A 25,032-nucleotide genomic window follows, 5' to 3' on the forward strand; every position below is an offset into this window, starting at 1 on the left:
TGTGGTTGCCTTAAAAAATGTATAAACTTTCTTCACTTTTGTCTCAGCTCCCTCAGATACCACATCCTCAGCTCATAAGTCAGGGCTATGGAGTATGGATAATCTGGGAGCATGAACTGCCTGACTCAATACCAGAAACATTGCGCAGTTATGGCGGATGGCAGGTAGCTCAGTCAGGCAGACAGGCTTTGTGGGTTTTTAACTCCCGAGAAGTTTTGTTTGCCTGTGCTCAGATTTACAAGTGGTTCTGTCAGGAAGGCATTAAATTATCCTTACTGGTATTCCCGGTCAAGATATTTATTACCAGTGGACTCGAGCATTCGCTGGTTGTGGATGACAAGATTTATGAAATTAACGTCGGCCGTCTTGTAGAGTTTGAAGTTTGGATGCATGTTCGTCTGAAGGAGGCAGCGCTTGGTTATTATGGTCTCAAGTTTGAGGCTCCAACTTCATCATTTATGCCTTACTCAGGCCAATGGTTTATTTTAAAAGTAGGAGAGTCGTCATCCTTTACAACTGAACTTAACTGGCTCTTTATTGTCAAGCCTGCTGCCGCTTCTTCAGTTGCTGGATCAACAAAAAACTGGGAACAGCAGAAAAAGCAACTTATCAGTGATGCACATAGAGACGGATTTTCAGTCGATGATAAGGGAGAGTATTTAAGTATTGAAATAGAGGGAATAAGGCAGTTAAAAAGCTGGGTGATTCTGGTTTTGTCAGTATTTCAGGAGTTAAAGCCAGGTAAGATTATTGCCTGTCACCTTGTATGTCTTGAATTGAAAAAAAACAAAAAAACTTTCTGGAGTCCGGATAAACTTGGTTTAGACTGGGCGCAGGCCAGTCCGGATACATTGTATATTCCTTTAAAGCATGTATTTCAGCTTGGTCATGGTTTTGAAATCGTTGATGAGAACATATCGCGAGAAAAAAGCATCAATGCCTTTGTAGGGCTAAAAATTGATATCAATCTTATCGGTGATATCGAACAACGCATTGATGTTTTCATGCCCGAATCTCTAACAAAGGGAAATCATGACCACTGCTTTTATTGTGGCCTGAGACTGCATAAGCTGCAAACTTGTCCTTCGCGCAACATGTTTACTTTGGATCAGGTCTGGGACCAATTGGCAAAGCTCAACCTCGCAGATCTTTCAGAAGCTCTGGAGCAGCTGGGCAGGGAGATAGAATCCGGTGTGAACCCGGAGGAAATTTTGCGCAAAACCTCGTCTGTTGGACTAATTATGAGGGCTATTCTGGTAATTAATTATCCTGCTCAGCACAGGACCATCAGGATGGTGTGGCGAAGCAGGGGCAGGGACTGGCCTGAAGCCCTGCGTCAATTAAGTAACCTTGAAGAAAACCCGGTCTGGAGCGCTTTGGAAAATTTTAGAATGAGACAGATTGGTGTAGCCGAGGCAAGTGCCAAAAAGATTTTTGTCAGGTATTCAAGAGATTTTCAGCCCAAAAATCTTTTGGGCTTTATTGCGCTGGAAAAAGAAAACGAGAAGGAGGCCGTTACTTATTTTGATGAGGCCATAGCCCTGAGCTATACTCCTTTGCAAAAGGCCTGGCATACTTATCTTAAGGCCAGGATGAAAGAGGTTCAAAATGATCTTGGCGCGGCTCAAAGTCTTTATCAGGACGCTCTCAAGGCAGCCCCAGGGATGAATGAAGCCAGATATCGTCAGGGAGTGTGCATGGTCAAAGCTGGTCATATAGATCAGGCACTGGCTCATATGGGCAAGCTGATCAGAGATGATCCCGTTTATTTTACTCATGTCATTATTGATCCTGAGCTGTTTAAAGGACATGCCCACTTTATGTCTGGGCTGCACTCTTTCTGGCAGTCTTCGCTTAAGGAAAGCCAGGAAGCTGAGGATTTTTTTCCCAAACTGGAAAACAAGATAAACAACTGGTTCGGGTCGGATCATCCCGCAGGGCGCAGATTTTTGCAACGTTTAGAATTTCTTCGTCAATTTTCTGGTATAGATAATTATGCTGCAAGAATAAAAATTATCAAAGGGGTGCGCGAGCTTTCCAATGACATTTCACATATGATTGAACAGGAGGTTTTGAGGGTCAAAAAAGAAACCAAAGCTCTTTGGGAAAGATTGAAGCGTATAAAAAACAAGGTTTCATGGTTTCCTCTTATGAGGATTTTCATGGGAAAATTCAACAGGGTTTACACGTCATGTGCCAACAATCTGAAGAAAGCAGGAAAGACAGACCCCGGCAAAGCCAGTGGTTTCAGGCAGATTCAGGAATATATTAAGCTTGGTGCAGAGAATGTGGCAGTGCTGGAGAAACGCATTGCATTCATTACTACAGTGGGAGACGGGCTTTTTTTTGTATTGTTGATGTTCAGATCATTTCTCTGGACCTTGGTCATTGTGCTTCTAATTTCTGCAGCGGTAATACCGGGAGTGGTTTATCTCGGTATGCGGACAGAATCTGAATGGGCCCTTACTTTCTTCAGTCAGAGAATAGATGTTTTCAATATCGGTTTGATCGTAATATCCATTTTTTCTCTTGGCTGGGCTGCTGTGAGGACGGTTTTAAGTTTTGAAAAAAAGAAATCAGCTTATTTGCGCAAAAAAGGTTTTGGTAACTGATATTCTTCACAAAAAAAAGCGGACCCTGGCGGGCCCGCTTTAAAAAAATCCTGACTGTGATTATACACAACCGGTAGGCTTGGGAAGCCCTGCCATCTTACATGCTCCTTTACCAGGACCAGATGGAAAAAGCTCATAAATGTGTTTGAGCTTGAATCCGGTTACTTTGGACAGGATGCGAACCATAGGGGCAATACCGTTCTTTTTGTAGTAATCCTGCAGAAATTCGATTACTTTGTTATGTTCATCGGTCAGTTCCTTGATTCCTTCACTTTCTTTAACATAGTCCACCCACTCAGGGCTCCAGTCCTCAAACCTTTGCAGGAAACCATCTTCATCTACCTCAAATTGTTTCCCCTGAAATTCCACAACTGCCATGCTAATTACCTCCTTAATAGATTTTTAACAAAACAAAGCGCTGACCATGTCAGCGTCAAACGCAAACTGCATTTGAATCATGAAGATATCTTGATTAAGATTCTACCTACTTACCTAAACAAATTTAATGTAAAATTCATAACACTTAATTGTCAATGCCTTTGTGTTCAAAAAATGATATTATCTTCACAAAGTCATTTCATCAAGCTTTTTTCTTGCGAATTTTAAATCAGGATCCAGCTCTAAAGCCTTGGAAAGAGTCTCCCGAGCAGCTTGTTTTTTTCCGGTTTCTAAGTAACATAAGCCCAGGTTGGCCAGATCCATGGCAGAGCCGCTGTCAAGTTCAATGGCTTTCAAGAAGTCGTTAATGGCGTTTTCATATCTTTGTTGCTTGTAAAAAGCAACTCCTCTGAGATTGAAGTATTCCTTGACCAAAGAGTCACAAGCTATTGCCTGATTAAGATACGGAAAAGCGTCTGTCCACTTTTGCCTGAGCGTCAATGCGTAAGCCGCATAAAAGGCGCATAACGCTATTGATTCATTGTCAGGCTGAAGGGGCAGTGCTTCTGTGAACTTTGACACAGCCTGTTCATGATCTCCAAGGCGGATGTTCAGCAATCCCTGGAAAAAAGGCTGGTAAAAAGTTCCAGGTAAAAGTTCTGATAATTGCTCCAACCCGTAAATGGCTGTTGCAGGCTCAGTTTCTTCAGCAAGTATCCGCCCGGTTATGAGCCCTATACCGGCATTAATGGTTCTTTCCCTGAACTTAAAGCCTGGAATAAAGTTGTAGTGGGCAGGGATATTCAGTTTGTCATTGTGAGTGGATAGTGAGTAAAGATTGAATCCAAGGGTCTCAAGGGCCTGGCACAGATCCTTGAGTTCCTGGCCCATATCCTGGTTAGCGATATTGGGCAGAGATGAGATACTTTTCAAGGGACCCTCTTGAATCCAGGCAATCTGATCCAGGCTGGAGAACTTGGAAAGCCCTGAAGCTTCATAATTGCCTGCGCTTTCAAAATCTCCTGCGAGCTGGGCTACCTCAGTCAGTGCACGGATGGCTGCTTTTTCTGGAGAGGTGGCTGTGCCTGCAGTAAAAACAATTTCACTCAAACCTGGAAAAGTTGCAGGATCATAAGCCAATGCCGCAACAGTAGGGACGGGCATATCAAGAGTAAAGTCCTTAAGGATCAATTTGATTTTTTTATCGCGAAACCTGTTAATGAGATCACTCAGGACCGGATCATTTACTGTATCCTGATCAATGGTGGGTGTAATCTTTTGACTTGAATCGATAACAGCACAACAATGCCTTTCCACAAGCTCACAGGCTCCCTGTAAAATGGACTCTTCATGGGTATTTCCGGCACTGCATCCGTTAAATTCATTTAACTTTTTGAACCAGTTGAAAGGTATCTGCACTTCCTGTTCTTTATGGATAAGGGTAGCAGGAGTGAATTGCCATTGCACCAGGGACAGCACTTTTGAGGCAAGTTCAGTGGAGATGTCATCTCCAGTAGACTTAATAATTTCATCTAAGGGAATCAATGAATCATTGAAGGTTTTTTGTGCCTGGTTCCAGGGCATGGAATGAAAATTGGCCTGATTCTGGACAAAGCTGAAATAAGAAAAGCGTTCTGCAAGTTCCATGAGGGCGGAAGCCTTGGCCTGAACAGGAGTTGATCCTTTGCCCATCTGTTTGCGGGTGGGCATAGTTTCTCTGGCTTTTACCCCGGATATACTCAAGTAAACCGGAATTTCCAGTCTGCCTGTATCAATGCGGCGAAGTTCCGACAATATTGAGCCGCCATGCCTGGAAAAGGCTTTTGTTGCTGTATCCACTGTATGTTGTGGGCTGACAGACTTATCAGCGTCCTGGGTGTAGTTTTTTAGGGATTTTCCGATGGAAATCATTTTTTTCTGGCTTTCATACGGTATATGGCGCAAAGAAATTTTTCGTTATCTGCATTTTGATCAGTGCCTTTGTAACCAATATTTTTCTGATCAATATGAAATTCTTTTGTAGCAACCTGAAAAAATTTTTTAGCCTGTCTGCGATAATCTGCAGCCAGGACAACTTCTGAGTCTTGTTTATTATCTAAATGTGCCAGCAGAAATTTTACCAGACCTCTGTAAGCACTCTCTTTGTAAAAAATTTCCGAACCAATGATATAGTCGAATGTCTGTCCGAGGCGATCAGCAGTAAAGTCCACCGGCATTACCTCAGCCGCGGATGACAGGTTATTCTTCAGGATGTTTATTTTGGCGAAAAGAAGTGCCATTGGGTTATTATCAGACAGAATAACTTTAAAACCCATAGCTGCAGCAAAAAGGCCAGCAATTCCAATGCCGCTGCCCAGTTCAATAATTTTTTTTTCCTCATTAGTATCTAATGAAGTGATGTAATAACTTAAAAGAATGGAAGCCGGCCAGATTTTGGCCCAGAAAGGAAGTTCTATTTTTTCTTTTGACTCTTCCGCCAGCATATCCACATATTTTTCAATGTCAGTGATTTGCAGAATCTGCAAGGTATGTTCACCTACTCGCACATTTTCAAAATCAACTTCAAAAAATTGTGAGGCCTTATCAAGCAAGGCCTGGAGGTTGTTTTCAGCGAGTACTTCAGAGGCTTGCAATTTATGCTTCTCCTTAATTTTGGTTAACTACCCTGGCCGTTAAGAAGGAAGCAACGGCGAAAAAAAACTGGTGCTGGTGAATTGAGCTCTATGCTGCTTGCATAGAAAGTTTACGGTACAGGCACAACAAAAATCCATGGTAAATTATTATGCTTATATAGTAATACCAGATTTACGCAGTTTATTCAGGCTGATTGCCTGAAGGGCTACTGTATGATGGATTGAGGTGTACATGATTTGATGTCTGGAGCGGGAGACGGGATTTGAACCCGCGACTTCAACCTTGGCAAGGTTGCACTCTACCACTGAGTTACTCCCGCAGGAAATTGGAGGCGGCATCCGGATTTGAACCGGAGAATGGCGGTTTTGCAGACCGCTGCCTTACCACTTGGCTATGCCGCCTTATCTCTGGAGCGGGAGACGGGATTTGAACCCGCGACTTCAACCTTGGCAAGGTTGCACTCTACCACTGAGTTACTCCCGCGCTTAGAGAAAAGGTTTGATAAGGCAGACCAACAGAAGTGTCAAGGAGAAAATTCAGTTCAAAAAGAAAACTTGTGACTCATCAGGTTATAACCAACACCCTGAAGCTTTCTAAATGGCAGATTTTGCTGAATGCCCCGGTATACATTCATGTCATCCTGGACAATTGCTCCACCAAGAATGTCAATTCCCATATCCAGCAAGCATGAGCTTAAAGGAGTGCTTGGCCCAAGGAGAATTTTTACGCAATCCTTGCGAGCCAGGTTTAGAATTTCACCCAGGCTGCCGTTAAGCAGGGTAGTTGCAGTGATGGCAATTACATCTGCCAGGGGAAGAAGGTCAGCCTTTCGGTATTCATGAAAATCCATGGGCCTTGGAGATTTTTCCAGAACCCAGAGATTGTTGAAACAACTATCAATTTTTTCCACAAATGGAAAATGGCCGATTATTGCAATATTTTTATTGCGGCCGATATCTTTGATGACTTCCTGAGCTTTTATGTCCTTGCCAGGGGCATTGGGATTCAGCAGACTATTAAGTGCTGCAAGACCCCATGAAGCACTTATGGTGTTTTGGCGCTTAAGGTTCTGAAGTATGGTGTGGACCGAACCATGCTCATTGTGCCTGGGAGCAGTGTCTCCTGAAATTTTTTCAGGTAAAAGTGAACAAAGTCCTGTTCCGTTTTCAGAAGTAATCGCCACCATATGTGACCCTGATATAGTGTTGAGTATGCGCGCATCATTGCAGCGCAAGCCTTCATCAATAAGTGTCTGGATTATTCTGGATTGAGTAATGATCATAAATACTTTATAAAGCTTAGAAGCATCTCACCGGGGCGGCTCGGGACCGAACGTGCGAGTAACTTATACCCCTCGTTTCCAGGCTCCGGCCTGGGGACGTTTTCTCTTGCGGCTCCAGCCGCTTCTTAAAATGTGGCTGGAGCCACAAAAAAAGAGGTGTTCCCAGGCTGGAGCCTGGGAACAAGGAAAAGCCTGGATTCCGGCTTTCGCCGGAATGACGATAAAGAGTAATAGCTTGCTTTAACCGTCACCCCGGACTTGATCCGGGGTCCAGTTTTTTTGAAGTTACTTGTAAGTGAGTTGAAGACAGTTTTTAAATACAGGCCCATATGTCTGCAGCCAAAATTACAGCCTACAATTTTGCATTAATTGGCACAAGCAAAACTTGACCGGAATATCTTTACAAATTCACGGTTTTGCTATAATGTATAATATTTTATTGAAGCAGTTGAACTTGAGATCTCATCCTGGTTGCAAGTCGCAGAATTGCGGCTGTGTACAATGAACTTTGAACGTACTTGAGGAGGAGCAACATGGAAAACTCTGATATTGAATATTTTAGAAATTTGCTCAGGCAGATGCTGGCAGACATCCAGCAAAAAGGAGAAAGCACATTAGAAGACATGACAGAAGACAGGGAGATGCATGCTGATCCTGCAGACAGAGCTTCTGCTGAGTCAGACAGGGCTTTTATTTTGCGACTTAGAGACAGAGATAGAAAACTTATTCAAAAGATTGAACAGGCTTTGGACAGAATCGAAGATGGCCGCTTCGGCATTTGTGAAGAATGTGATGAAGACATTTCCATTCCTCGGTTAAAGGCCAGACCTGTGACTACCCTGTGCATCAAATGTAAAAGCAAACAGGAAAAACAGGAATCTCTGCAAAATGATTAAAGGGTTAGTGTCTAATGCGGGTTTTACCCGCATCCCCAAAAAAGATATTTAACCGCCCGTTCACCCCTGTTGAATGGCTTCGCCGACACTTCGTGTATTCAACATTTTTCAGGCTGAAGGTTGGAGTTTGTAGGCTGGAGGCTGAAGGCTGAAGGCTGAAGGCTGAAGGCTGGAGGCTGGAGGCTGAAGGCTGAAGGTTGGAGTTTGGAGGCTGAAGGCTGGAAGTTGGGGGATAAGGAGCGTTCTTCCATGAACCAGTAAAGTATCAATCTTTTGTATAGTACCTCGCTGGGACTGTCCCAATTTCCAGAAAAGTGACAGACTCGTAAAGTTACTTGCAGGTTCGGTCTCGGGTCCTTAAGGTCAGGCGCTTCTACGTAATCAGCATCGATCATGCGCTTCACCTGGCAGTGTATCTGTACTGCTATGCGCTTGCAGATCTCAAATTGCCTTGTGTTGATCTGAACAAATCTGATGGACAGTTATATATGGAAGCTAATTTTTTCAGATATGCAGCAGCCGAACTTTTTGAGCTAATTAAAGGCTTGTCACTGAACAAGGTCTTTTCTCCGTGCCCGGGTGTATGGACTTTTTCATTTGGTAGTGCGCGCAATTTAGTATTTTACTGCCTTCCCAAAGGGGGAGGCTTTTTTCTTTCCAAAGACAAACCTCCAAACCCCTCCAATCCTTCTGCTGAAGTAATGTGGCTGCGCAAACGTTTGAAAAACAGAAGGATTTTAGACCTGATTAATGCATGGCCTCTTCGAAAAATGGCTATATCAATGTCGGGTATGCAGGAACACTTAGTTCTGGATACGATTAAAGGCGTCAGTATCGTTTCTGATCTTGGACCGCTTGTGCATGATCCTCCATGGCCTGACCTTGATGATATTCTGTCCAATAAAGATATCTGGAAAACGCACCCCCACCTTACTCCTGTTTTGCGCAATTCCCTTGAACAGATGAACGCGCATGACGGTCAGGTCCTTTTGGATACTCTTTCCCAGGGGCAAGTTAGAGAATTTTATGTCATTTATAAAGAAACAGGGGGTCATTATCTAAGCTGTTTCAAGCCTCCTGGTGCTAAACAATATAAGAGTTTTGGAAGCGCTATAGAAGCAGCTCAGTTTTATTGTCTGCCTAAGGTATATGAGCTTACTGGAAATGTGTCTGTTAGACGTAAAGATTTATCTCGACAGCAGAAGAGGTTAGATAAAAATCTTAACAAAGTTTTAAAAGACAGGCAGAGACTCATGAATATGGTGGATGAGGCAAGACTGGGTGAATTGATCAAAAATAATCTTTACAGGCTGGATGCTCATCAGAAAACAGAAAGTATTGATTTGCCTGACTGGCAGGGTCATGAAGAAAAGATTATGCTGAATTCTGCCCTGTCCATAAAAGAAAATATGGAAAAATATTTCAAAAGGGCGGCCAAGGGCAAACGCGGACTTGACTTTGTTAGCAAAAGAGAAAAAGAACTTCGTGAGCAACTTGATAACCTTCAATCTGCTCCCTTACCTGACTTAACTGTTTTTTCCAGAGGTCCAAAATCTAAACATTTGACCCGCTTAGACAAAAAACTGACCGGCATTGCAGTAAAAAAGTTCAGATCAACAAACGGTTTTATAATCATTCGGGCAAAGAACAGTGAGTCAGGACATAAACTTCTCAGTTATGGAGCTGCTGCCCATGATTTATGGATGCATGTTCAGGGCGGACCTGGAGCCCATGTCATTATTAAAAGGGATCATGGCCTGCAGGAAGTCCCTGAATCATGTCTAAAAGAGGCTGCCACTCTGGCAGCTTTATCCAGTTACAGGAAAAATGATGACCGGGCTGAAGTATACCTGGCCAGTGTTAAAGATGTCAGAAAGGTCAAAGGTCTTGGTCAGGGCAGGGTGCTTATGGATGGAAATGTTCGGACAATAATTGTGAATATTGACCCCTTTCTGGAGTCTAAGCTTCACTTGGGGAAGGCTGAAGGCTGAAGGCTGAAGGGGGAAGGGGGAAGGCTGAAGTTGGAGAAGGGTGTGGGCAAGAGTTAAGAAGGGCACCGGCGTGTGGAAGATTTTGTGAAATAGTCGTATCTGTTTAGCGCTTTTAAGGAATGCAGGGGACAGGCACTCCGGGACCCACTTGAGCATCAATTTGTGCTCGAAATGAATTATTTTTGGGACAAGTGGGTCCCGGAAGAGCCAGTCCCCATGCCACATCCAAAGCGCTAAACAGATACAAATAGTCAATACACCGGACAGTCAAATACTGTTTTCAATTAATATATAAGGAAAAAATATGAATGGTCACTCTTTGCAAAGTATAGACGCTGCCTTGGATGAGATTCAGAATAAAATTTATGAGCAGACCCTGGAAGAATACGGTCCTGAAGTATTCAAGCGCTGGAAGGAACCTGCCTATATGGGAAAGATGGATGATCCACACGCCACGTTTCGGGTTACAGGTGGCTGTGGTGACAGTGTGGAGATCTTTCTTAAATTTGAGAATGATAAAGTGCAGGAAGCCCTGTTTTTTAGTGATGGCTGTGGGCCAAGCATGGTATGTGGCTCTGTGGCATGCGAATTGATCATAGGTAAAAATATTGATGAAGCAGCGTCACTTGCAGGAGATGATATTGTAGAAGTTTTAGAGGGTGGACTGCCTGATGACAAAATTCATTGCGCTTTTCTCGCTGCTCAGGCTGTGCAGGAGGCAATAGTCAGTTATCAGCGTCTAAACCCGGACCGAACCGACAAGTAACTGTCTTGATAAGTGGACCCTGCCTGCATCATGAAGGATATTAAAAAAAGGGGCGGAATCCGCCTCTGCATTAAAGGGCTGTCCTTTTTCTAACAATTGGGGACAGTCCCGGGCTGCGGTACTGTCCCAAATCTATTTTGCATCAACTGAAAAGCTGCACTGAGGTATTGGTTTGGAAAGGGAGATTCAAGCGGTTTTGGCTTCCTGCTCAAAGATGAGCAGGGGTTCTATACCATTTTCCACTACTGACTTATTTATGAGGCATTCCTTAACTCCAGTCAGAGATGGCAGCTTGTACATCACTTCCAGCATGATAGACTCCAGAACGTTTCTCAACCCTCTTGCTCCGGTTTTTCTTTCTATAGCCTTCTTGGCTATGGCCTTAAGAGCATTGTGAGTAAAATTAAGCTTGATATGATCCAGTTCCAGCATTTTCTGGTACTGACGCACAAGAGCGTTTTTAGGTTCGCTTAAAATACGCACCAGATCTTCTTCTGTAAGCTCATGCAAAGAGGAAACAACAGGGATTCTGCCAACAAACTCAGGTATGAGACCAAACTTGATGAGGTCTGCCGGGTGCGCCATTCTGATAAGTGACTGGGAAGATTCCTTCTTTTTGTTGATAAGATCAGCACCAAATCCCATGCTGCTTTTTTGAACTCGTTGACGGACAATGCTTTCAAGACCAATAAAAGCACCACCGGCAATAAAAAGGATATTGGAGGTGTCCAATCGGATAAATTCCTGCTGAGGGTGCTTGCGTCCGCCCTTGGGGGGTATATTTGCTTCAGTGCCTTCAATGATTTTCAGAAGTGCCTGTTGAACACCTTCTCCTGAAACATCACGGGTAATGGAGGGGCTGTCAGACTTGCGAGATATCTTGTCAATTTCATCCACATAGATGATGCCCTTGGAAGCTGCTTCCAGATCATAATCAGCGTTCTGGACAAGCTGAACCAGAATGTTTTCCACATCCTCGCCCACATATCCCGCCTCTGTAAGGGTTGTGGCATCGGCTATGGCAAAAGGCACTTTCAGTATTCTGGCCAGGGTCTGGGCCAGAAGGGTTTTGCCTGAACCGGTGGGACCAATGAGTAAAATATTACTTTTGTCCAGCTCAACATCATCCTTTTTACGCTTGTAACGAACTCTCTTGTAGTGATTATAAACAGCAACAGCAAGAATCTTTTTTGATTCTTCCTGTCCAATTACATAATCGTCCAGAGCATTTTTTATTTCAGAAGGCGGCAGCAGTACATCTCCCTCATGCTCTTCTTCCACATGATCCTGTTCAATAATTTCATCGCATAAAGCCACGCATTCATTACAGATGTATACATCCGGACCAGCTATGAGGCGATCCACCTCATCCTGGCTTTTGGCACAGAAAGAACAACAAAGATCATAAACATAAGGCTTCTTTTTTTTGTTAGCCATCATTTACCCCAAACATTTTTTAAAATCAGTAACTTATTGTATTTTTCAAAACAGTTAACAGTTTGATTCATAAAGCAGGCGGGTCCCGGAAGAGCCATTTCCTCTCCGGGCTGTATGCCTCCGGGCAGGAAGTCATGCCATCTCCCAAGGTTTAAACTATAATAGAACAGGTTGCGTGCCAAATCAAACCAGAACAGGCAGGTTTTAGTCAAGGTTTTCAATTTCAGATCTTGAACTGAGCACGCTGTCAATAAGACCGTACTTAACTGCCTCTTCGGCGCTCATAAAGTAATCACGGTCGGTATCATGTTCAATTTTGGAGAGCTTGGCACCTGTATGCCTGGCAAGAATTTCATTCAAAGTAGCCTTCAGCCTGATAATTTCTTTGGCCTGAATGTCAATGTCAGTGGCCTGACCTTTGAAGCCTCCCATGGGCTGGTGGATAAGAATTCTGCTATGTGGCAGAGAATATCTCATGCCTTTCTGCCCGGCTGTCAGCAGAAGAGCTCCCATGCTGGCGGCCTGACCCAGACATAATGTGGCAACCGGGGCAGAGATATATTGCATGGTATCATAGATTGCCATTCCTGCGGTTACCGAACCACCTGGAGAATTAATATAGAAATTGATTTCTTTTTCCGGATTTTCGGATTCCAGAAATAGAAGCTGGGCGCAGATAAGGTTGGCGATATGATCATCAATAGGGGTTCCCAGAAGGATAATCCGATCTTTGAGCAAGCGGGAGTATATATCGTATGCCCTTTCTCCCCGTCCAGTGCTTTCAATGACCATGGGAATATTATAACTCATTCAAGACTCCTCATATAAACTGGAGAGTTAAAAGTTATTTGTTGATTGTTAATAGTTGAAGTATGAAACCGTATGATTTCAAGTATTTTTTTAGCACACCTGAACAGCTAATGCGGGCTGTGCCCACAACCCAATTTTTTCAGACTGAAGGCTGAAGGTTGAAGGCTGAAGACTTAAGAATGATGATCTTGGGCATCATTGCTCTTTCAAGCTTTAAATACTTGTAACTATTCGCCATGCTGCGAGTTTATTCAGTCCTTAAGCATTGAGTCTTCAGCCTGCTTATTATGCAGATAAAAGCCCGTTTAGAATTTTGCGCTTGATTATGCATCAGCCTTTTCATCACTTGATGCCTGCATTGAAGGTGGAATAATCTTCACTTCAGCATTTTTATATATATGTTCGCTGGCTTTGTCAGCTATCAAGCTGTCCCTGATGGCAAACATCAGGTTGTTGCTTTCGTAGTATGACTTGAGTTGTTGAAAGTCGAGATTTTTGGACCGGGCCTGACCTCGAATAAATTCGTCAACTTCCTGTTCGTTGACAGTGATCTCTTCTGCCTTGGCAATGGCAAGGAGAAATAATTGGGATTTGATGAGGTCTTCAGCGTCCTGCTGGAACTCTTTTTCAAGGTCTTCCCTGGTTTTTCCCAAAGATTCGAAGTTTTTGCCCTGTCTTTCCAGTTTGTCCTTAAGTTCGGCAATTTTGTTTTCTATGGTATTGGAAACCATGGATGGGGGAAGCTCAAACTGTACTGAGTCCTTGAGTTTATCAACGGCTTTTTTTAAGGCATCGCTTTTCTTGAGGTTTTTCTGGGAAAGCTTATAGGAATCTTCAATTACCTTTTTGAGTTGATCGAAACTTTCAAAGCCACCTGCTTTCCGGGCAAGTTCATCGTCAAGTTCCGGCAGTTTTTTAAGCTTTATGGACTTTAATGTGACTTTCATATCTACTGTCTGCCCTGCCAGTACAGGGTTCAGGAAGTCATCAGGTAGAGTTACTTCTTTTTCTCCAGTCTGGCCGGGAGTAAGTCCCTTGACGATTTCTTCGAAGGATTCAAGGGCATTGCCTTCACCAAGAGTTAGCTGAAAGTTTTCCGCTTTAACTCCCTCTACAGGAACTCCACCTTGGGAAGCCTGAAAATCAATAACCACTACCTCTCCATCTTCAGGGTTACGGTCTTCCTCAACAAGTTCCAGTTCTGCCAGGTTGTTTCTGATACGGTCAATAACCTTGTCAACCTGATCCTGGTTGAAATCAATATCTTCTTCTTCTATGGTTAAACCCTTGTATTCGGGAAGATCAAATTCCGGAGCCACCTCAAAACTGATGGAATATTCAAAATCCTCATCGCGGACCATTTCATCCGCATTCAGATCAATACGTGACAAAGGTTGTACTTTGATCTCAGACATAATCTGATTGATGTGCAGGTTAATAAGTTCCTGGGCTGCTTCACCATAAATCTTTTTTTTGAATCTGCTTTCAATGACTGAGGAGGGAACTTTGCCTTTTCTAAAACCCTTAATATCAACTTCATTACGCATTAATGCTGTTGTAGCTGTAATGGACGCATTGACCTCTTCGGCAGGGACTTTTATCTTGACTTCCTTTTGAACAGGGGAAATATCATGCACAGTGTAATCCATAAAATTGGATCCTCCCTTGAAATTTATTTCGTGTTTAGTTGTTTTGCAGGCAGGGCCTGAGTTGTTGCATGTTTGAAAGGACTTCCGGGCTGGAAGGCAGATCTGGTGCGAGAGGGGGGAGTCGAACCCCCACGGATAAAACCGCTGGATCCTAAGTCCAGTGCGTCTGCCAATTCCGCCACTCTCGCTCATCAGCTAAACTTGATAATCTATCTGTTAACGCATTGTAAGTCAAATAAAAATTGGTATTTGCTGAGGGTTAATGTTACTGGAAGCTGAGCTTCATCAGGTGTCTGCCAAGTCCGCCGTAACGATCCGGGGTATATCCTAAAACACTTTTCCAGACATTGTCTGATTCCATGCAGAAATATATCTGGTCTGACATTCCGCCCTGCTTCAGTCCCTGGGCAATAAATCGGAACTGGGCAATTCTAAGGGGCAGCAGAAGCCTTGTTTTGCCATCCATTCCAGTTATGTATTCATTATATATATAGCTGGAACTGGGATGGTTGACGGCAATGATTTTTTTGAGCCAGGGCATGAACCTGAAAGATCCAAGGCTTACATAAGCAATTTGCTTTGCCTGCAAATGATCAAAGATCATTTCAATTGTGCGGGCGTAGCCCCTTTCCCAGCCAGGATAATGAATAATCGGGTCAAAATGAAGGCATACACGGAAACCCTGGTCAGCGCATGTGCGGGCCGCAATTAGACGTTCCTCCAGGGATGAGGCGCCTTTTTCTTCCGCAGCAATTATGTCAGGACTGTTGACAGACCATGCCGGCAGGATTTTTTCAGGCATGTGGGCCTGGTCCATCCAGGACAGGTTAATGACCTTGGATTTCAGTTCAAGTCGAACATTGGGATAATCATTAATAAACCTGATCAAATCAGCTGAGTATTCTGTCAAATGCTCTAAGGCCAGGGAGTCGGTAAATTCCCCGGTGCCAACCCTGAAACGTTGCTTAGGCCGGCTGAAGGCCTGATCCAGTTCAGACCAAAGATGGTCCTGATTGGCCCACACTTTCAGTATTCTGTCCTGAAAGTAAGCCTGCAAAATGCAATAGGAGCAATTAAGAGGACAGTTCTCGCCAATATGGATAATCTGATATGCACAGCATCGATAAATTTTAGTGGCCGGGCAGGGTCGTAGAAATTTTCCTCTGTAATTTTTTAGATATAGAATAGTTCTGTCTGCGGAAATGTTCTCAGAAATTATTTCCTGATTATCATTCAGAAACTTGACAGGCACATCAGGCAGTTTGTCCAGTACCCTTGTGGTTAAAGGGGTGGAAGCTACCTCGGCATCTACAAAGACCTGGTCTGGCAGGCTCATGTGATTGAGGGAATTAAAGGAGTCTAAAATCACTTTACGCATACCCTGCCGGGTGAGAGTTACTTTTCCGAGGCATTTTTCTGTTCAGCAGTATCAGCCACCGGCCAGTCTTTCATAAAATCTGACTGGGTAATTTTCTGCAGTTGAACCAGGGCCAGTTCAAGTTTTTTTATGTTGGAAACAGTTGCATTTACTACAATATCCCGGGATTCAAACTCGTCTTTGTGCTCTATCTTCCACAAGGTGTTGACACTGGCTTGGTGCAATCTTTTGTCGGTTTCCTGTTTGAGATTTGCCAGCAGAGGATACCTGACTCTGAAAAGATCCCGCATAATGGATTTGATTTTATCTGCAGGTGACAAACTGGTTTCAAGATGTCTGTTCAGGCCAGATTTAAATATTTGATCCCGCACACTGCAGTTATCCATTACAGAGCGCTCTAAGAGCCAGGTTAAAAATTTCAGGCTGTTGTTTCTGGACCAGCCCAGGTCAGAAAAAAATGGATAAACAGCATCAAGGTCAAGGCTGGGAAGCTTGATCAGCAGGGGAGCACACTCCAGTGTTATGCTGCGTTTTGCCAAGAGTATATCCCATTTTCTGGAAAGTTTGATCCAGTTGAGCCATAATCCTTGAGATTTGGAGCCGGGTGTAATATCAAGGTTTGTCCAGACCGCATCAGATAGTGCATCTATGGACGAAAAATAGCGCAGAGCAGATAATATTGAGGCTTCGCTTAAGGTCCGGCCAATATTGGAAGACAGGTAGACAAGGCCTTTTAACGGGGGATCAAGTGCAGGCAAAATTGAGCAGGCAATTTTTTTCTGGAGTTTCAAAAATGCCTTGCAGCGTTTGTAGCCGGCCACAAGCTGCAGTTTTTCATTTTCCCTGACCACTACTGCGGGCTGGATCTGGCCGATGGATTTCAAATTTTGAATGAATCGGTGGTCAGGTTCTTCAGGCCACAGAATACATGGATCACCGTGGTAGATGAGATCCGGAGGAATTAACTCAATATTTATGTTGGAGATCATAGTTGTGTCATGAGTCTTGAAAGTTAAGCCAAACTGTCAGTTGCAACTCATTTTAAAAAATGAAATGGACTGAAGCACAACTTGACATCTCTTGATTCATCTTTCAATAGAAAATATTCAGCGCGTAAAGGTATAATTCAGTGAGGAAATTACCACTGCAGCTACACTTAATATAAGCTGAAACCAGAAAAGTAGCGCACAGATTTCAGAGCTATTGCGAATCATTTAACATATATAATCTCAAAAGGGGGCTAAATTAATGCTGGATAAGTTGGAAAAGCAAAGAACCTATGCCTTGGTTGGACATGGAGGAGCAGGCAAAACTTCCGTGGCTGAAATGATTCAGTACAACTGCAAAGCCATCCAAAGGCTGGGCAAAATAGAAGAAGGAACAACCAGTCTTGATTTTGAGCCTGAGGAAATCAAAAGAAGAGGCAGTGTTCAGCCTGGATTCTCAACTTTTTCCTTTGAGAAAAATCAACATTTCATTGTTGATATTCCTGGTGACAACAACTTTATAGGTGACATCAGCTATCTTTTGAAGGCTGTGGATGGAGTTGTTTTTGTGGTGGATGCCATTGACGGTGCAAAACCTCTGACCAAAAAAATATGGTCAGAAACCAGAAAAGCCGGCCTGCCCGCAATTTTTTTCATCAATAAAATGGACAGGGAAAGAGCTGATTTTGATATGGCCTATCAGAGTCTGATCAATATTTTAGGTGTAAAGCCTGTGCCCCTTTATCTGCCTGTGGGAGCCGAATCCGCATTCAAAGGTCTGGTTGATGTTCTGGACAACAAGGCGTATTTTTTTGCTGAAGACGGCAAATTGACTCCGGGAGACATACCTGATGATATGGCGGATACTGTTGAGGAGTTGAGAGAGGCCGCCATTGAAAATATTGCCGAAAGTGATGAAGTGCTGATGGAAAAATATCTCGAAGAGGGAAGCCTTACTTCTGAGGAAATGTATCAAGGGCTTAAGGCAGGAGTTCTTTCAGGGGAGATTTGCCCCATATCTGTTGGTGCGGCACTTGAAAATAAAGGTGGCACCAAGCTGCTCGATGCGATCCAGCAGCTTCTGCCGTCTCCATTGGAGCGTCCTGAATGGGAGGGAACAGATGGCAGCACGAGAAAATCTCATCCTGATGAAAATCTTTCTTCCTTTGTGTTTAAGACAATTACGGATCCTTTTGCCGGTCATTTAAGCGTGATGAGGGTTATGTCAGGCAAAATTGCACCTGATATGACTGTTTTTAATCCTTTGAAGGATGAAAAAGAAAAACTGGGCCAACTGCTCTACTTAGAAGGCAAAAAACAGAATGCTGTCAAGGATGAACTGGGTCCTGGAGCAATAATAGCTGCGCCCAAGCTTAAAAAGACCGAAACCGGGGATACCTTGTGCAAGGATGGTGATAAATTTATCCTGCAAAAGGAAGATCTTCCTCCATGCATTCTGTCTTACGCTCTTGCAGCAGCAGAAAAAGGGGAAGAAGACAAGGTCTTTTCTGCTGTCCAGAGACTGCTGGATGAAGACGTCAATTTAACTCTGGCCAGAAATGAAGAAACTGGGGATATGCTTTTGTCCGGCATGGGACAACTGCATATAGAAACAGCTGTGGAAAAGGCCAGGAGAAGATATAAGGCAAACATTGTCCTTAAAACACCCAAGATCCCCTATCGTGAGACCATCAAAGGAAAAGCAGAAGTGCAGGGGCGCTATAAAAAACAGACTGGAGGACGGGGACAGTTCGGAGATTGCTGGATAAGGCTTGAGCCAAGATCACGCGGTGAGGGCTATGAATTTGAAGACGCCATAGTAGGGGGATCCATTCCGAGACAGTATATACCAGCTGTGGACAAGGGCATCCAGGAGACTGCCGCCAAGGGAGTAATAGCCGGTTATCCAGTAGTGGACTTTAAGATAACTCTTTATGACGGCTCTTATCACAGTGTTGATTCTTCTGAAATGGCCTTTAAGGTGGCTGGCTCCATGGCCTTTAAAAAGGCTGTTGAGCAGTGCAAGCCTGTTCTTCTGGAGCCCATAGTCATGGTCCAGGTATTTGTTCCTGACGAATATATGGGCGATGTGATAGGGGATTTGTCCAGCAAGCGAGGTAAGGTGCTGGGTTCTGATTCTGATAAGGGAATTACTGAAGTGCGGGCCCACGTTCCCATGTCTGAGGTATTAGAATATGCTCAGGATTTAAGATCCATGACGGGCGGACAGGGAACTTTCACCATGGAGTTCGATCATTACGAGGAATGTCCAGCTCCTATAGCGGAAAAAGTTATAGCTGAAAACAAGTCAGCTGAAGAAGGATAGTTTGGCTTTGGCCGGGGCCTGCGTATAGCCACGCCCCGGCCATTTCTTTGATAAGGCAGGGGACAGGCAATCCGGCGTCCACTGTGTTTATATTGGGTGGATGTCGGAAAAACCAGTCTTCATGCTGATGGTAAAGTTCAGGATCAATGCATCGCTGGACTGACTGGTCTGATATGAGAAAAAAAAGATTTATCATGAGGATAAATCTGCGGGATATATAATAATATTGGAAGATGCGCCTTGATCGCCGCTTCATGCCTGTTAGCTATTCTGGGCCTTTAATAGAAAACTGATTGTTTTTATGGATGAAGCCTGGTTTTTTCTGACTGCCGGAGATACGTTTTCGGTCAGGCATACCGGGTTCTGGGCATCTTCTGCTTAATTCAGGAGATGTATATGGATTTAGACGAAAATTTTGTCAGGCTGACCCCTCTCGGCGGCCTGGGACAGATTGGAAAAAACTGCATTCTTCTGGAAACAAATGACTCCATGGTCATGATTGACTGTGGTCTGATGTTTCCTGAAGACTCGTTGCTGGGTGTAGATGTAGTGATTCCAAGATTTGACTATGTAATAAAGAATAAACACAAACTTAAAGGTATTGTTCTCACCCACGGGCATGAGGATCATATCGGAGCCCTGCCCTGGCTCATGCCCTACGTTGATGCTCCTATCTTCGGCTCACGTTTCACGTTGCAGCTGGTCACAAACAAACTCACCGAATTTAATCTCATAGACTATATTGAGATGAATGTAGTCACTGATAATCAAAGGCTTAAGATTGGTGACTTTACATTTAACTTTTTCCCTGTTTGTCATTCCGTCATCGAAGGTTTTGGTCTGGGTATTGAAACCCCTGCAGGCAGGATAGTGCACTCGGGTGACTTCAAGATTGATCAGGAACCTCTTGATGGACATTTTACTGATATGGATGCTTTTGCCAGGTTTTCCGAACCCGGTGTTCTGCTTCTCATGTCAGACTCTACTAATGTTGAGCGAGATGGTTATGCACTTACTGAAAGGGAAATTATGTCTTCCTTGCGGGTTTTTTTTGAAGAAGCCCAGGGCAGAATTCTGGTAACACTTTTTTCCAGTCATATCCAAAGGATGCAGGAGTTTTTTGATCTTGCAAAAGAATTTGGGAGAAAGGTAACCATAAGTGGAAGAAGTCTGGCCAGAAATATTGAAATGGCCATGGAAGAAGGCTTTTTGCGCGTGGATGATGATACGTACTGTCCCCTTGAAGATATTTCTCTGTACAAAGACTCGGAAATTGTGATGCTGCTTACTGGTTCACAGGGAGAGCCGCTATCTGCATTGACCAGACTGGCCCTGGGTGAACATAAACAGCTTAAGGTTAAAAAAGGAGACCTGGTTTTAATGTCTTCCAGGATTATTCCCGGAAATACCAAGGCCATCACCAAGGTGATTAACAATCTTTACCGCCTTGGAGCGGAAGTGATTTATGAGAAGGTTAGAGCTATTCATGCTTCCGGACATGCTCATCGTGAAGAGCTCAAGGCCATGCTCAAAGCTGTCTCGCCCAGGTTTTTTGTTCCAGTTCATGGAGAGTACAGACACCTTTTCAAGCACGCCAAGCTTGCCCAGGAATGCGGGGTTGCTCCTGAAAGAAGTATTGTTCTTGAGAATGGCAATCCTCTTACCTTCAGTGCCAGGGGGCTGAAGTTTGAAGAGAGCATTCCAGTACAGTCCATTCTGGTAGATGGCAAAGGCGTTGGTGATGTAGGTTATACAGTGCTCAAGGAGCGCCATATCCTTGGGGGTGAAGGCCTGGTTATAGTTGTCATGGTCATAAGTGAAGAAACAGGGGATTTGCTCATTGGTCCCAGGATTCTTTCCAGAGGATTTATTTTTGAGCAGCATTATGATCATGTCCTGGAGGACGCCAAATGTCTGGTTCTGGATGTTTTTGAGGATATACCGCCGGGAGCAAGCAAAAAGCTTGAAGAAAAGGCCAGATCAACCCTGCGCAGGTTTTTTCGTAAAATACTGGACAGGGATCCCATTGTCATTCCCCTGATCATCAAAGTGTGATCAATATTTTTCTATCACTGCAGCTTTTTGATACAAAATAATGATATTAGTGACTTACCCATAAATTACTGTAATAAAAAACAAGAAAAATTTCAGATAAAATCGGGGATGGTCGCCCGGCATTGGGATCTCTGACCCCTGACCCCTGACCACTGACTCCTGTTACCGGGGACTGTCCCAGTTATGGTTCAGCATTCTTTTCTTGCTACTTGGGTTGCGGGAGTATCCTGCGTTAGCATTTTATTAATCCCCCAAGCATAAAAGGAGGATATATTTATGTGTGGTATTTGCGGTGAAATCAGGTTTGATGGTCAGCAGATCAATCCTGACAGTGTTTACAAGATGTCCGAAACAATGGTTCCCAGAGGTCCTGATGGATCAGGTCTAATTCTGCGGGACAGGCACTGTTTCGGGCATAGAAGATTGAAAATAGTCGATTTAAGTGAAAAGTCAGGGCAGCCCATGGTTGATTCTGAGCTGGGTTACTCCTGTGTTTTCAATGGAATGATATACAATTACCAAGAAATAAGAGAAGAGTTGGTTGGGCATGGATACAGGTTCTTTTCTAATGGTGATACAGAAGTTCTTCTCAAGGCCTATCACTGTTGGGGGCCTGAGTGTGTGGACAGGTTTGCCGGCATGTTTGCCTTTGCCATTGTTGAGCGTGATTCAGGTAAAGTCATTTTCGGCAGGGACAGGCTGGGTATTAAACCATTCTATTATGCCCGCGTTGATGGCGGGCTCATTTTTGCCTCGTCACTTCCGGCCATTCTGGCAACAGGTCGTGTGAGCAGGGAGATTGATCCAGTTGCCCTGCACCATTATATGTCTTTTCATGCGGTTGTACCGGCACCTTACACAATGCTGAAAAGTATTCGCAAGCTCAGTCCTGCGACATTGATGATGATTGACCCTGATGGAACGTCTAAGGAGATCAACTACTGGTCCCCGGATTATCCTCAGTTGCCGGAAGATCAGGGCAGATCTTTTGAAGAATGGCAGGAACTGCTCATGGGTGCCATGCGAAAGGCGGTTGACCGCAGAATGGTGGCTGATGTGCCGGTGGGGGTTCTTTTATCCGGCGGAATTGACTCAAGCCTGGTGGTAGGTTTGCTGGCAGAAGCCGGAGTCAGTGATCTGAAGACATTTTCCATAGGTTTTGAAAGTGTTGGCGGAGAGGATGGTGATGAGTTCAAATATTCTGATGTCATAGCAAGACACTTCAGCACTGATCATCATCAGATCAGGATTGGCTCGGAAGAAACTCTCAGCACCATAAGAGACTGTGTAAAAGCCATGTCCGAGCCCATGGTCAGTCACGATAATATTGGTTTTTACCTGTTGTCGAGAGAAGTTTCCAAACATGTCAAGGTAGTACAAAGCGGGCAGGGAGCAGATGAAATATTCGGAGGTTATCATTGGTATCCTCCATTGATGGAAAGCCGGAATGCTCTGGCTGATTACTCACGGGTGTTTTTCGACAGTGATCATGCCGGGTTTGCTGTGGCTGTAAACCCGGAGCTTGTTTCTGAAGACTTCAGCAGCCAGTTCGTGCGGGAGCATTTTGCAAAGCCTGGTGCTGATAGACCCATAGACAAGGCAATGCGACTTGATTCCCTGGTCATGCTTGTTGATGATCCTGTGAAAAGAGTTGATAATATGACCATGGCCTGGGGCCTTGAAGCAAGAGTGCCTTTTCTGGACCATGAAGTGGTGGAGCTGGCCGCACGCATTCCTCCTGAATATAAGGTTGGAAACGGAGGCAAATATGTTTTGAAGGAAGCTTCCAGGAAAGTGATCCCAGCAGATGTGATTGACAGGCCCAAAGGATACTTTCCTGTACCTGCTCTTAAATACATCCAGGGAGAATATCTTGCTTTTGTCAAGGAGGTCCTGTCTGATCCCAGGTCAAAAAACAGAAAGATTTTCCAGCAGGATTATATTGATGGTTTACTGGATAGTCCTGCTGACAATATTACCCCCTTGGGTTCCTCCAGATTGTGGCAGGTTGCCTTGTTGGAACTTTGGCTGCAAAACTTTATTTAAAAGCTTTAGAGATTGGTTATGGCAACAAAATACAAAAAAGATCATCGTTTTGACAGGAGCAATGTACCTTCACTTAGAAGCTGGGAGAGTAAGAATCTTACTCCCCAGATAAAAATGGAAGAAGATGTAGTCCTTGACTGTGGTTGGGGGCGTTTACTCTTTGGCCAGACATTTAAAAATCAGCAAAAGCTGGTGGATATTTTACTGAGTGAAGGTCCGGGGCGCAGGGACATTGCCTTTTATCTCAGAGATCCTCATGTGGTATTATCTCTGGCTCCCCAGGATCTATTCATGGATCCTTCCCATACCTACAGGTTATGGCTGGATAACTATCTTACAGGTAAGGCATTGCCCAAAAGATTCGTAATTCGCAGGATCAGCTTTCGCAATGACTGCAAGCAAATAAATAAAATCTACTCTACCTGGGGGATGGTAAAATCGGATGACGAGTTTTTGTGGGAAAACCGTAATTCCAGAAAGTTAGTGATTCTTATTGCTGAAGATGCTGAGCAGAAACAGATAATCGGCACTGTGACCGGAGTAGACCACAAGGCAGTATTCAATGATCCGGAAAACGGATCCAGCCTGTGGTGTCTCGCAGTTGACCCCCAGGCGCCTCATCCTGGTGTTGGAGAGGGCCTGGTGAGACACCTGGCGGAAAATTTCATGGCCAAGGGCAGGTCATATTTAGATCTGTCAGTGATGCATAACAACAAACAGGCTATTTCCCTGTATGAAAAAATAGGTTTTCAAAGAGTTCCTGTATTTTGCATTAAGCGTAAAAATCCCATCAATGAGCCACTTTTCACCAGTTCGCCAGAATGCGCCAAACTTAACCCTTACGCCATGATAGTCATTAAGGAGGCCAAGCGCAGAGGCATCAGTGTAAATATTCTGGATGAAGAGACTGGACATTTTGAGCTGACTCTGGGGGGGCGTTCTATCGTCTGTTGGGAGGCCTTAAGCGAGTTGACTACGGCCATTGCCCTTTGCAGGTGTGATGATAAATCCTTGACCAGGAGAATACTGCATCAGGCAGGTCTAAAGGTTCCAGAACAGATGGCGGCTGGTGACCAGGATAAGGAACTGGAGTTTCTGGCTCGTCATGGCTCGGTTGTAGTCAAACCGGCCAGGGGTGAGCAGGGTGTTGGAATTTCCGTGGATATTCGTGAGGGTCAGGAATTGATGAAGGCCTGCAAACAAGCTTACAAGTATTCAAATATAGTGCTTATTGAAAACTATGTACAGGGTCAGGACCTGCGCATCATTGTTATTGACTTTAAGGTTGTGGCAGCAGCAGTGCGTCGTCCAGCAGAAATTGTGGGTACTGGAAGGCATACCATAAAGCAGCTCATTCAGAAACAAAGCAGGCGCAGGTCTGCTTCCACAGGAGGGGAAAGCAGGATTCCCTTAGATTCTGAAACAAAACGCTGTGTATGCCAGTCAGGATATGACCTGGATGCAGTGCTTCCAGCCGAGGAAAAAATGGTAGTGCGCAAAACAGCCAACCTGCATACCGGGGGAACCATCCACGATGTAACTGCAGATTTGCATCCTGAGCTTGTGGATGCTGCACAAAAAGCTGCCAGGGCCATTAATATTCCGGTTGTGGGGCTGGATTTTCTTGTTCCAGACGTTAAAGGACCGGATTATGTTATTATTGAAGCCAATGAGCGACCTGGGCTGGCTAATCATGAACCACAGCCAACAGCAGAAAGGTATCTTGATCTTCTTTTTCCGCAGACTGCGAGTTGAGAGTTCATTGTCGATTTAGCTCTGCTACGCC

General features: G+C 44.2%; 17 protein-coding genes and 4 tRNA genes. 8 read left to right on the forward strand and 13 right to left on the reverse strand.

Going from position 1 to position 25,032, the window contains the following annotated elements; all coding sequences use genetic code 11:
- Positions 1 to 17: 17 nt before the first annotated feature.
- The gene (locus tag LZ23_RS17260) at positions 18 to 2,612 is read left to right on the forward strand and encodes a tetratricopeptide repeat protein (protein ID WP_045216219.1); all 2,595 of its coding nucleotides are present in this window, start codon (positions 18 to 20) and stop codon (positions 2,610 to 2,612) included.
- A 60-nt stretch (positions 2,613 to 2,672) separates the two neighbouring features.
- On the opposite strand, the gene LZ23_RS17265 is transcribed toward LZ23_RS17260, so the two are convergent.
- The 7 genes from LZ23_RS17265 to LZ23_RS17295 all read right to left on the reverse strand — a co-directional run bounded on the left by LZ23_RS17265 (position 2,673) and on the right by LZ23_RS17295 (position 6,906).
- A complete protein-coding gene (locus LZ23_RS17265) occupies positions 2,673 to 2,990 on the reverse strand; it encodes a TusE/DsrC/DsvC family sulfur relay protein (RefSeq protein WP_045216221.1) in 318 nt (105 codons plus the stop codon).
- A gap of 186 nt (positions 2,991 to 3,176) precedes the next feature.
- Positions 3,177 to 4,901: a YcaO-like family protein gene (locus tag LZ23_RS17270; RefSeq protein ID WP_045216223.1), complete on the reverse strand. Its 1,725-nt coding sequence runs from the start codon at positions 4,899 to 4,901 to the stop codon at positions 3,177 to 3,179.
- Positions 4,898 to 5,623, reverse strand: coding sequence for a class I SAM-dependent methyltransferase (locus LZ23_RS17275; RefSeq protein ID WP_232300535.1), 726 nt, complete (start codon positions 5,621 to 5,623; stop codon positions 4,898 to 4,900). The genes LZ23_RS17270 and LZ23_RS17275 overlap by 4 nt, the downstream gene beginning before the upstream one ends.
- A gap of 245 nt (positions 5,624 to 5,868) precedes the next feature.
- Positions 5,869 to 5,943, reverse strand: a tRNA-Gly gene (locus LZ23_RS17280).
- Positions 5,944 to 5,950: 7 nt separating this feature from the next.
- Positions 5,951 to 6,025: transfer RNA gene (locus tag LZ23_RS17285), tRNA-Cys, on the reverse strand.
- 7 nt (positions 6,026 to 6,032) lie between these two features.
- Positions 6,033 to 6,107, reverse strand: a tRNA-Gly gene (locus LZ23_RS17290).
- Positions 6,108 to 6,165: 58 nt separating this feature from the next.
- The gene (locus tag LZ23_RS17295) at positions 6,166 to 6,906 is read right to left on the reverse strand and encodes a Rossmann-like domain-containing protein (RefSeq protein WP_045216227.1); all 741 of its coding nucleotides are present in this window, start codon (positions 6,904 to 6,906) and stop codon (positions 6,166 to 6,168) included.
- 533 nt (positions 6,907 to 7,439) lie between these two features.
- Here LZ23_RS17295 and dksA point away from each other — a divergent pair.
- From dksA to LZ23_RS17320, 3 genes are all read left to right on the forward strand, one after another.
- Positions 7,440 to 7,802 (forward strand): RNA polymerase-binding protein DksA, encoded by a 363-nt coding sequence (gene dksA, locus LZ23_RS17305; RefSeq protein WP_045216230.1) that lies wholly within the window; start codon positions 7,440 to 7,442, stop codon positions 7,800 to 7,802.
- A gap of 488 nt (positions 7,803 to 8,290) precedes the next feature.
- The gene (locus tag LZ23_RS17315; protein WP_157493307.1) at positions 8,291 to 9,793 is read left to right on the forward strand and encodes an NFACT RNA binding domain-containing protein; all 1,503 of its coding nucleotides are present in this window, start codon (positions 8,291 to 8,293) and stop codon (positions 9,791 to 9,793) included.
- Between the two features lie 304 nt (positions 9,794 to 10,097).
- A complete protein-coding gene (locus LZ23_RS17320; RefSeq protein ID WP_045216235.1) occupies positions 10,098 to 10,559 on the forward strand; it encodes an iron-sulfur cluster assembly scaffold protein in 462 nt (153 codons plus the stop codon).
- Positions 10,560 to 10,745: 186 nt separating this feature from the next.
- Here LZ23_RS17320 and clpX read toward each other — a convergent pair whose 3' ends face one another.
- The 6 genes from clpX to LZ23_RS17355 all read right to left on the reverse strand — a co-directional run bounded on the left by clpX (position 10,746) and on the right by LZ23_RS17355 (position 16,822).
- A complete protein-coding gene (gene clpX, locus LZ23_RS17325; RefSeq protein ID WP_045216237.1) occupies positions 10,746 to 11,996 on the reverse strand; it encodes an ATP-dependent Clp protease ATP-binding subunit ClpX in 1,251 nt (416 codons plus the stop codon).
- A 204-nt stretch (positions 11,997 to 12,200) separates the two neighbouring features.
- The gene (gene clpP, locus LZ23_RS17335) at positions 12,201 to 12,806 is read right to left on the reverse strand and encodes an ATP-dependent Clp endopeptidase proteolytic subunit ClpP (RefSeq protein ID WP_045216240.1); all 606 of its coding nucleotides are present in this window, start codon (positions 12,804 to 12,806) and stop codon (positions 12,201 to 12,203) included.
- A 323-nt stretch (positions 12,807 to 13,129) separates the two neighbouring features.
- Entirely contained in the window at positions 13,130 to 14,455 is a 1,326-nt protein-coding gene (gene tig / locus LZ23_RS17340) for a trigger factor (RefSeq protein ID WP_045216329.1), read from the reverse strand.
- Positions 14,456 to 14,558: 103 nt separating this feature from the next.
- A tRNA-Leu gene (locus tag LZ23_RS17345) sits at positions 14,559 to 14,643 on the reverse strand.
- Positions 14,644 to 14,720: 77 nt separating this feature from the next.
- Positions 14,721 to 15,833 (reverse strand): SPL family radical SAM protein, encoded by a 1,113-nt coding sequence (locus LZ23_RS17350; RefSeq protein ID WP_157493308.1) that lies wholly within the window; start codon positions 15,831 to 15,833, stop codon positions 14,721 to 14,723.
- A gap of 17 nt (positions 15,834 to 15,850) precedes the next feature.
- Positions 15,851 to 16,822 (reverse strand): ParB N-terminal domain-containing protein, encoded by a 972-nt coding sequence (locus LZ23_RS17355; protein ID WP_045216241.1) that lies wholly within the window; start codon positions 16,820 to 16,822, stop codon positions 15,851 to 15,853.
- Between the two features lie 259 nt (positions 16,823 to 17,081).
- Here LZ23_RS17355 and fusA point away from each other — a divergent pair, with 259 nt between their 5' ends.
- The 4 genes from fusA (at position 17,082) to ngg (ending at position 25,001) form a co-directional block, all read left to right on the forward strand.
- Positions 17,082 to 19,145, forward strand: coding sequence for an elongation factor G (gene fusA, locus LZ23_RS17360; protein WP_045216243.1), 2,064 nt, complete (start codon positions 17,082 to 17,084; stop codon positions 19,143 to 19,145).
- Between the two features lie 396 nt (positions 19,146 to 19,541).
- Positions 19,542 to 21,200, forward strand: coding sequence for a ribonuclease J (locus LZ23_RS17370; RefSeq protein ID WP_045216246.1), 1,659 nt, complete (start codon positions 19,542 to 19,544; stop codon positions 21,198 to 21,200).
- Between the two features lie 276 nt (positions 21,201 to 21,476).
- Positions 21,477 to 23,246 carry an N-acetylglutaminylglutamine amidotransferase gene (locus tag LZ23_RS17375; RefSeq protein WP_045216247.1) on the forward strand — a complete coding sequence of 590 codons (1,770 nt, stop codon included), beginning with the start codon at positions 21,477 to 21,479 and terminating at the stop codon, positions 23,244 to 23,246.
- An 18-nt stretch (positions 23,247 to 23,264) separates the two neighbouring features.
- A complete protein-coding gene (gene ngg / locus LZ23_RS17380) occupies positions 23,265 to 25,001 on the forward strand; it encodes an N-acetylglutaminylglutamine synthetase (RefSeq protein WP_045216248.1) in 1,737 nt (578 codons plus the stop codon).
- Positions 25,002 to 25,032: the final 31 nt, after the last annotated feature.

Source organism: Desulfonatronovibrio magnus, assembly GCF_000934755.1.
Taxonomy (GTDB): domain Bacteria; phylum Desulfobacterota; class Desulfovibrionia; order Desulfovibrionales; family Desulfonatronovibrionaceae; genus Desulfonatronovibrio; species Desulfonatronovibrio magnus.

Coding starts and splice junctions, on each gene's coding strand:
- LZ23_RS17295 (WP_045216227.1), bottom strand. CDS start 6,906: ATGATCATTACTCAATCCAGAATAATCCAGACACTTATTGATGAAGGC.
- LZ23_RS17350 (WP_157493308.1), bottom strand. CDS start 15,833: ATGCGTAAAGTGATTTTAGACTCCTTTAATTCCCTCAATCACATGAGC.
- ngg (WP_045216248.1), top strand. CDS start 23,265: ATGGCAACAAAATACAAAAAAGATCATCGTTTTGACAGGAGCAATGTA.
- LZ23_RS17355 (WP_045216241.1), bottom strand. CDS start 16,822: ATGATCTCCAACATAAATATTGAGTTAATTCCTCCGGATCTCATCTAC.
- tig (WP_045216329.1), bottom strand. CDS start 14,455: ATGGATTACACTGTGCATGATATTTCCCCTGTTCAAAAGGAAGTCAAG.
- LZ23_RS17320 (WP_045216235.1), top strand. CDS start 10,098: ATGAATGGTCACTCTTTGCAAAGTATAGACGCTGCCTTGGATGAGATT.
- clpX (WP_045216237.1), bottom strand. CDS start 11,996: ATGGCTAACAAAAAAAAGAAGCCTTATGTTTATGATCTTTGTTGTTCT.
- dksA (WP_045216230.1), top strand. CDS start 7,440: ATGGAAAACTCTGATATTGAATATTTTAGAAATTTGCTCAGGCAGATG.
- fusA (WP_045216243.1), top strand. CDS start 17,082: ATGCTGGATAAGTTGGAAAAGCAAAGAACCTATGCCTTGGTTGGACAT.
- LZ23_RS17375 (WP_045216247.1), top strand. CDS start 21,477: ATGTGTGGTATTTGCGGTGAAATCAGGTTTGATGGTCAGCAGATCAAT.
- LZ23_RS17265 (WP_045216221.1), bottom strand. CDS start 2,990: ATGGCAGTTGTGGAATTTCAGGGGAAACAATTTGAGGTAGATGAAGAT.
- LZ23_RS17270 (WP_045216223.1), bottom strand. CDS start 4,901: ATGATTTCCATCGGAAAATCCCTAAAAAACTACACCCAGGACGCTGAT.
- LZ23_RS17370 (WP_045216246.1), top strand. CDS start 19,542: ATGGATTTAGACGAAAATTTTGTCAGGCTGACCCCTCTCGGCGGCCTG.
- LZ23_RS17260 (WP_045216219.1), top strand. CDS start 18: ATGTATAAACTTTCTTCACTTTTGTCTCAGCTCCCTCAGATACCACAT.
- clpP (WP_045216240.1), bottom strand. CDS start 12,806: ATGAGTTATAATATTCCCATGGTCATTGAAAGCACTGGACGGGGAGAA.
- LZ23_RS17315 (WP_157493307.1), top strand. CDS start 8,291: ATGGAAGCTAATTTTTTCAGATATGCAGCAGCCGAACTTTTTGAGCTA.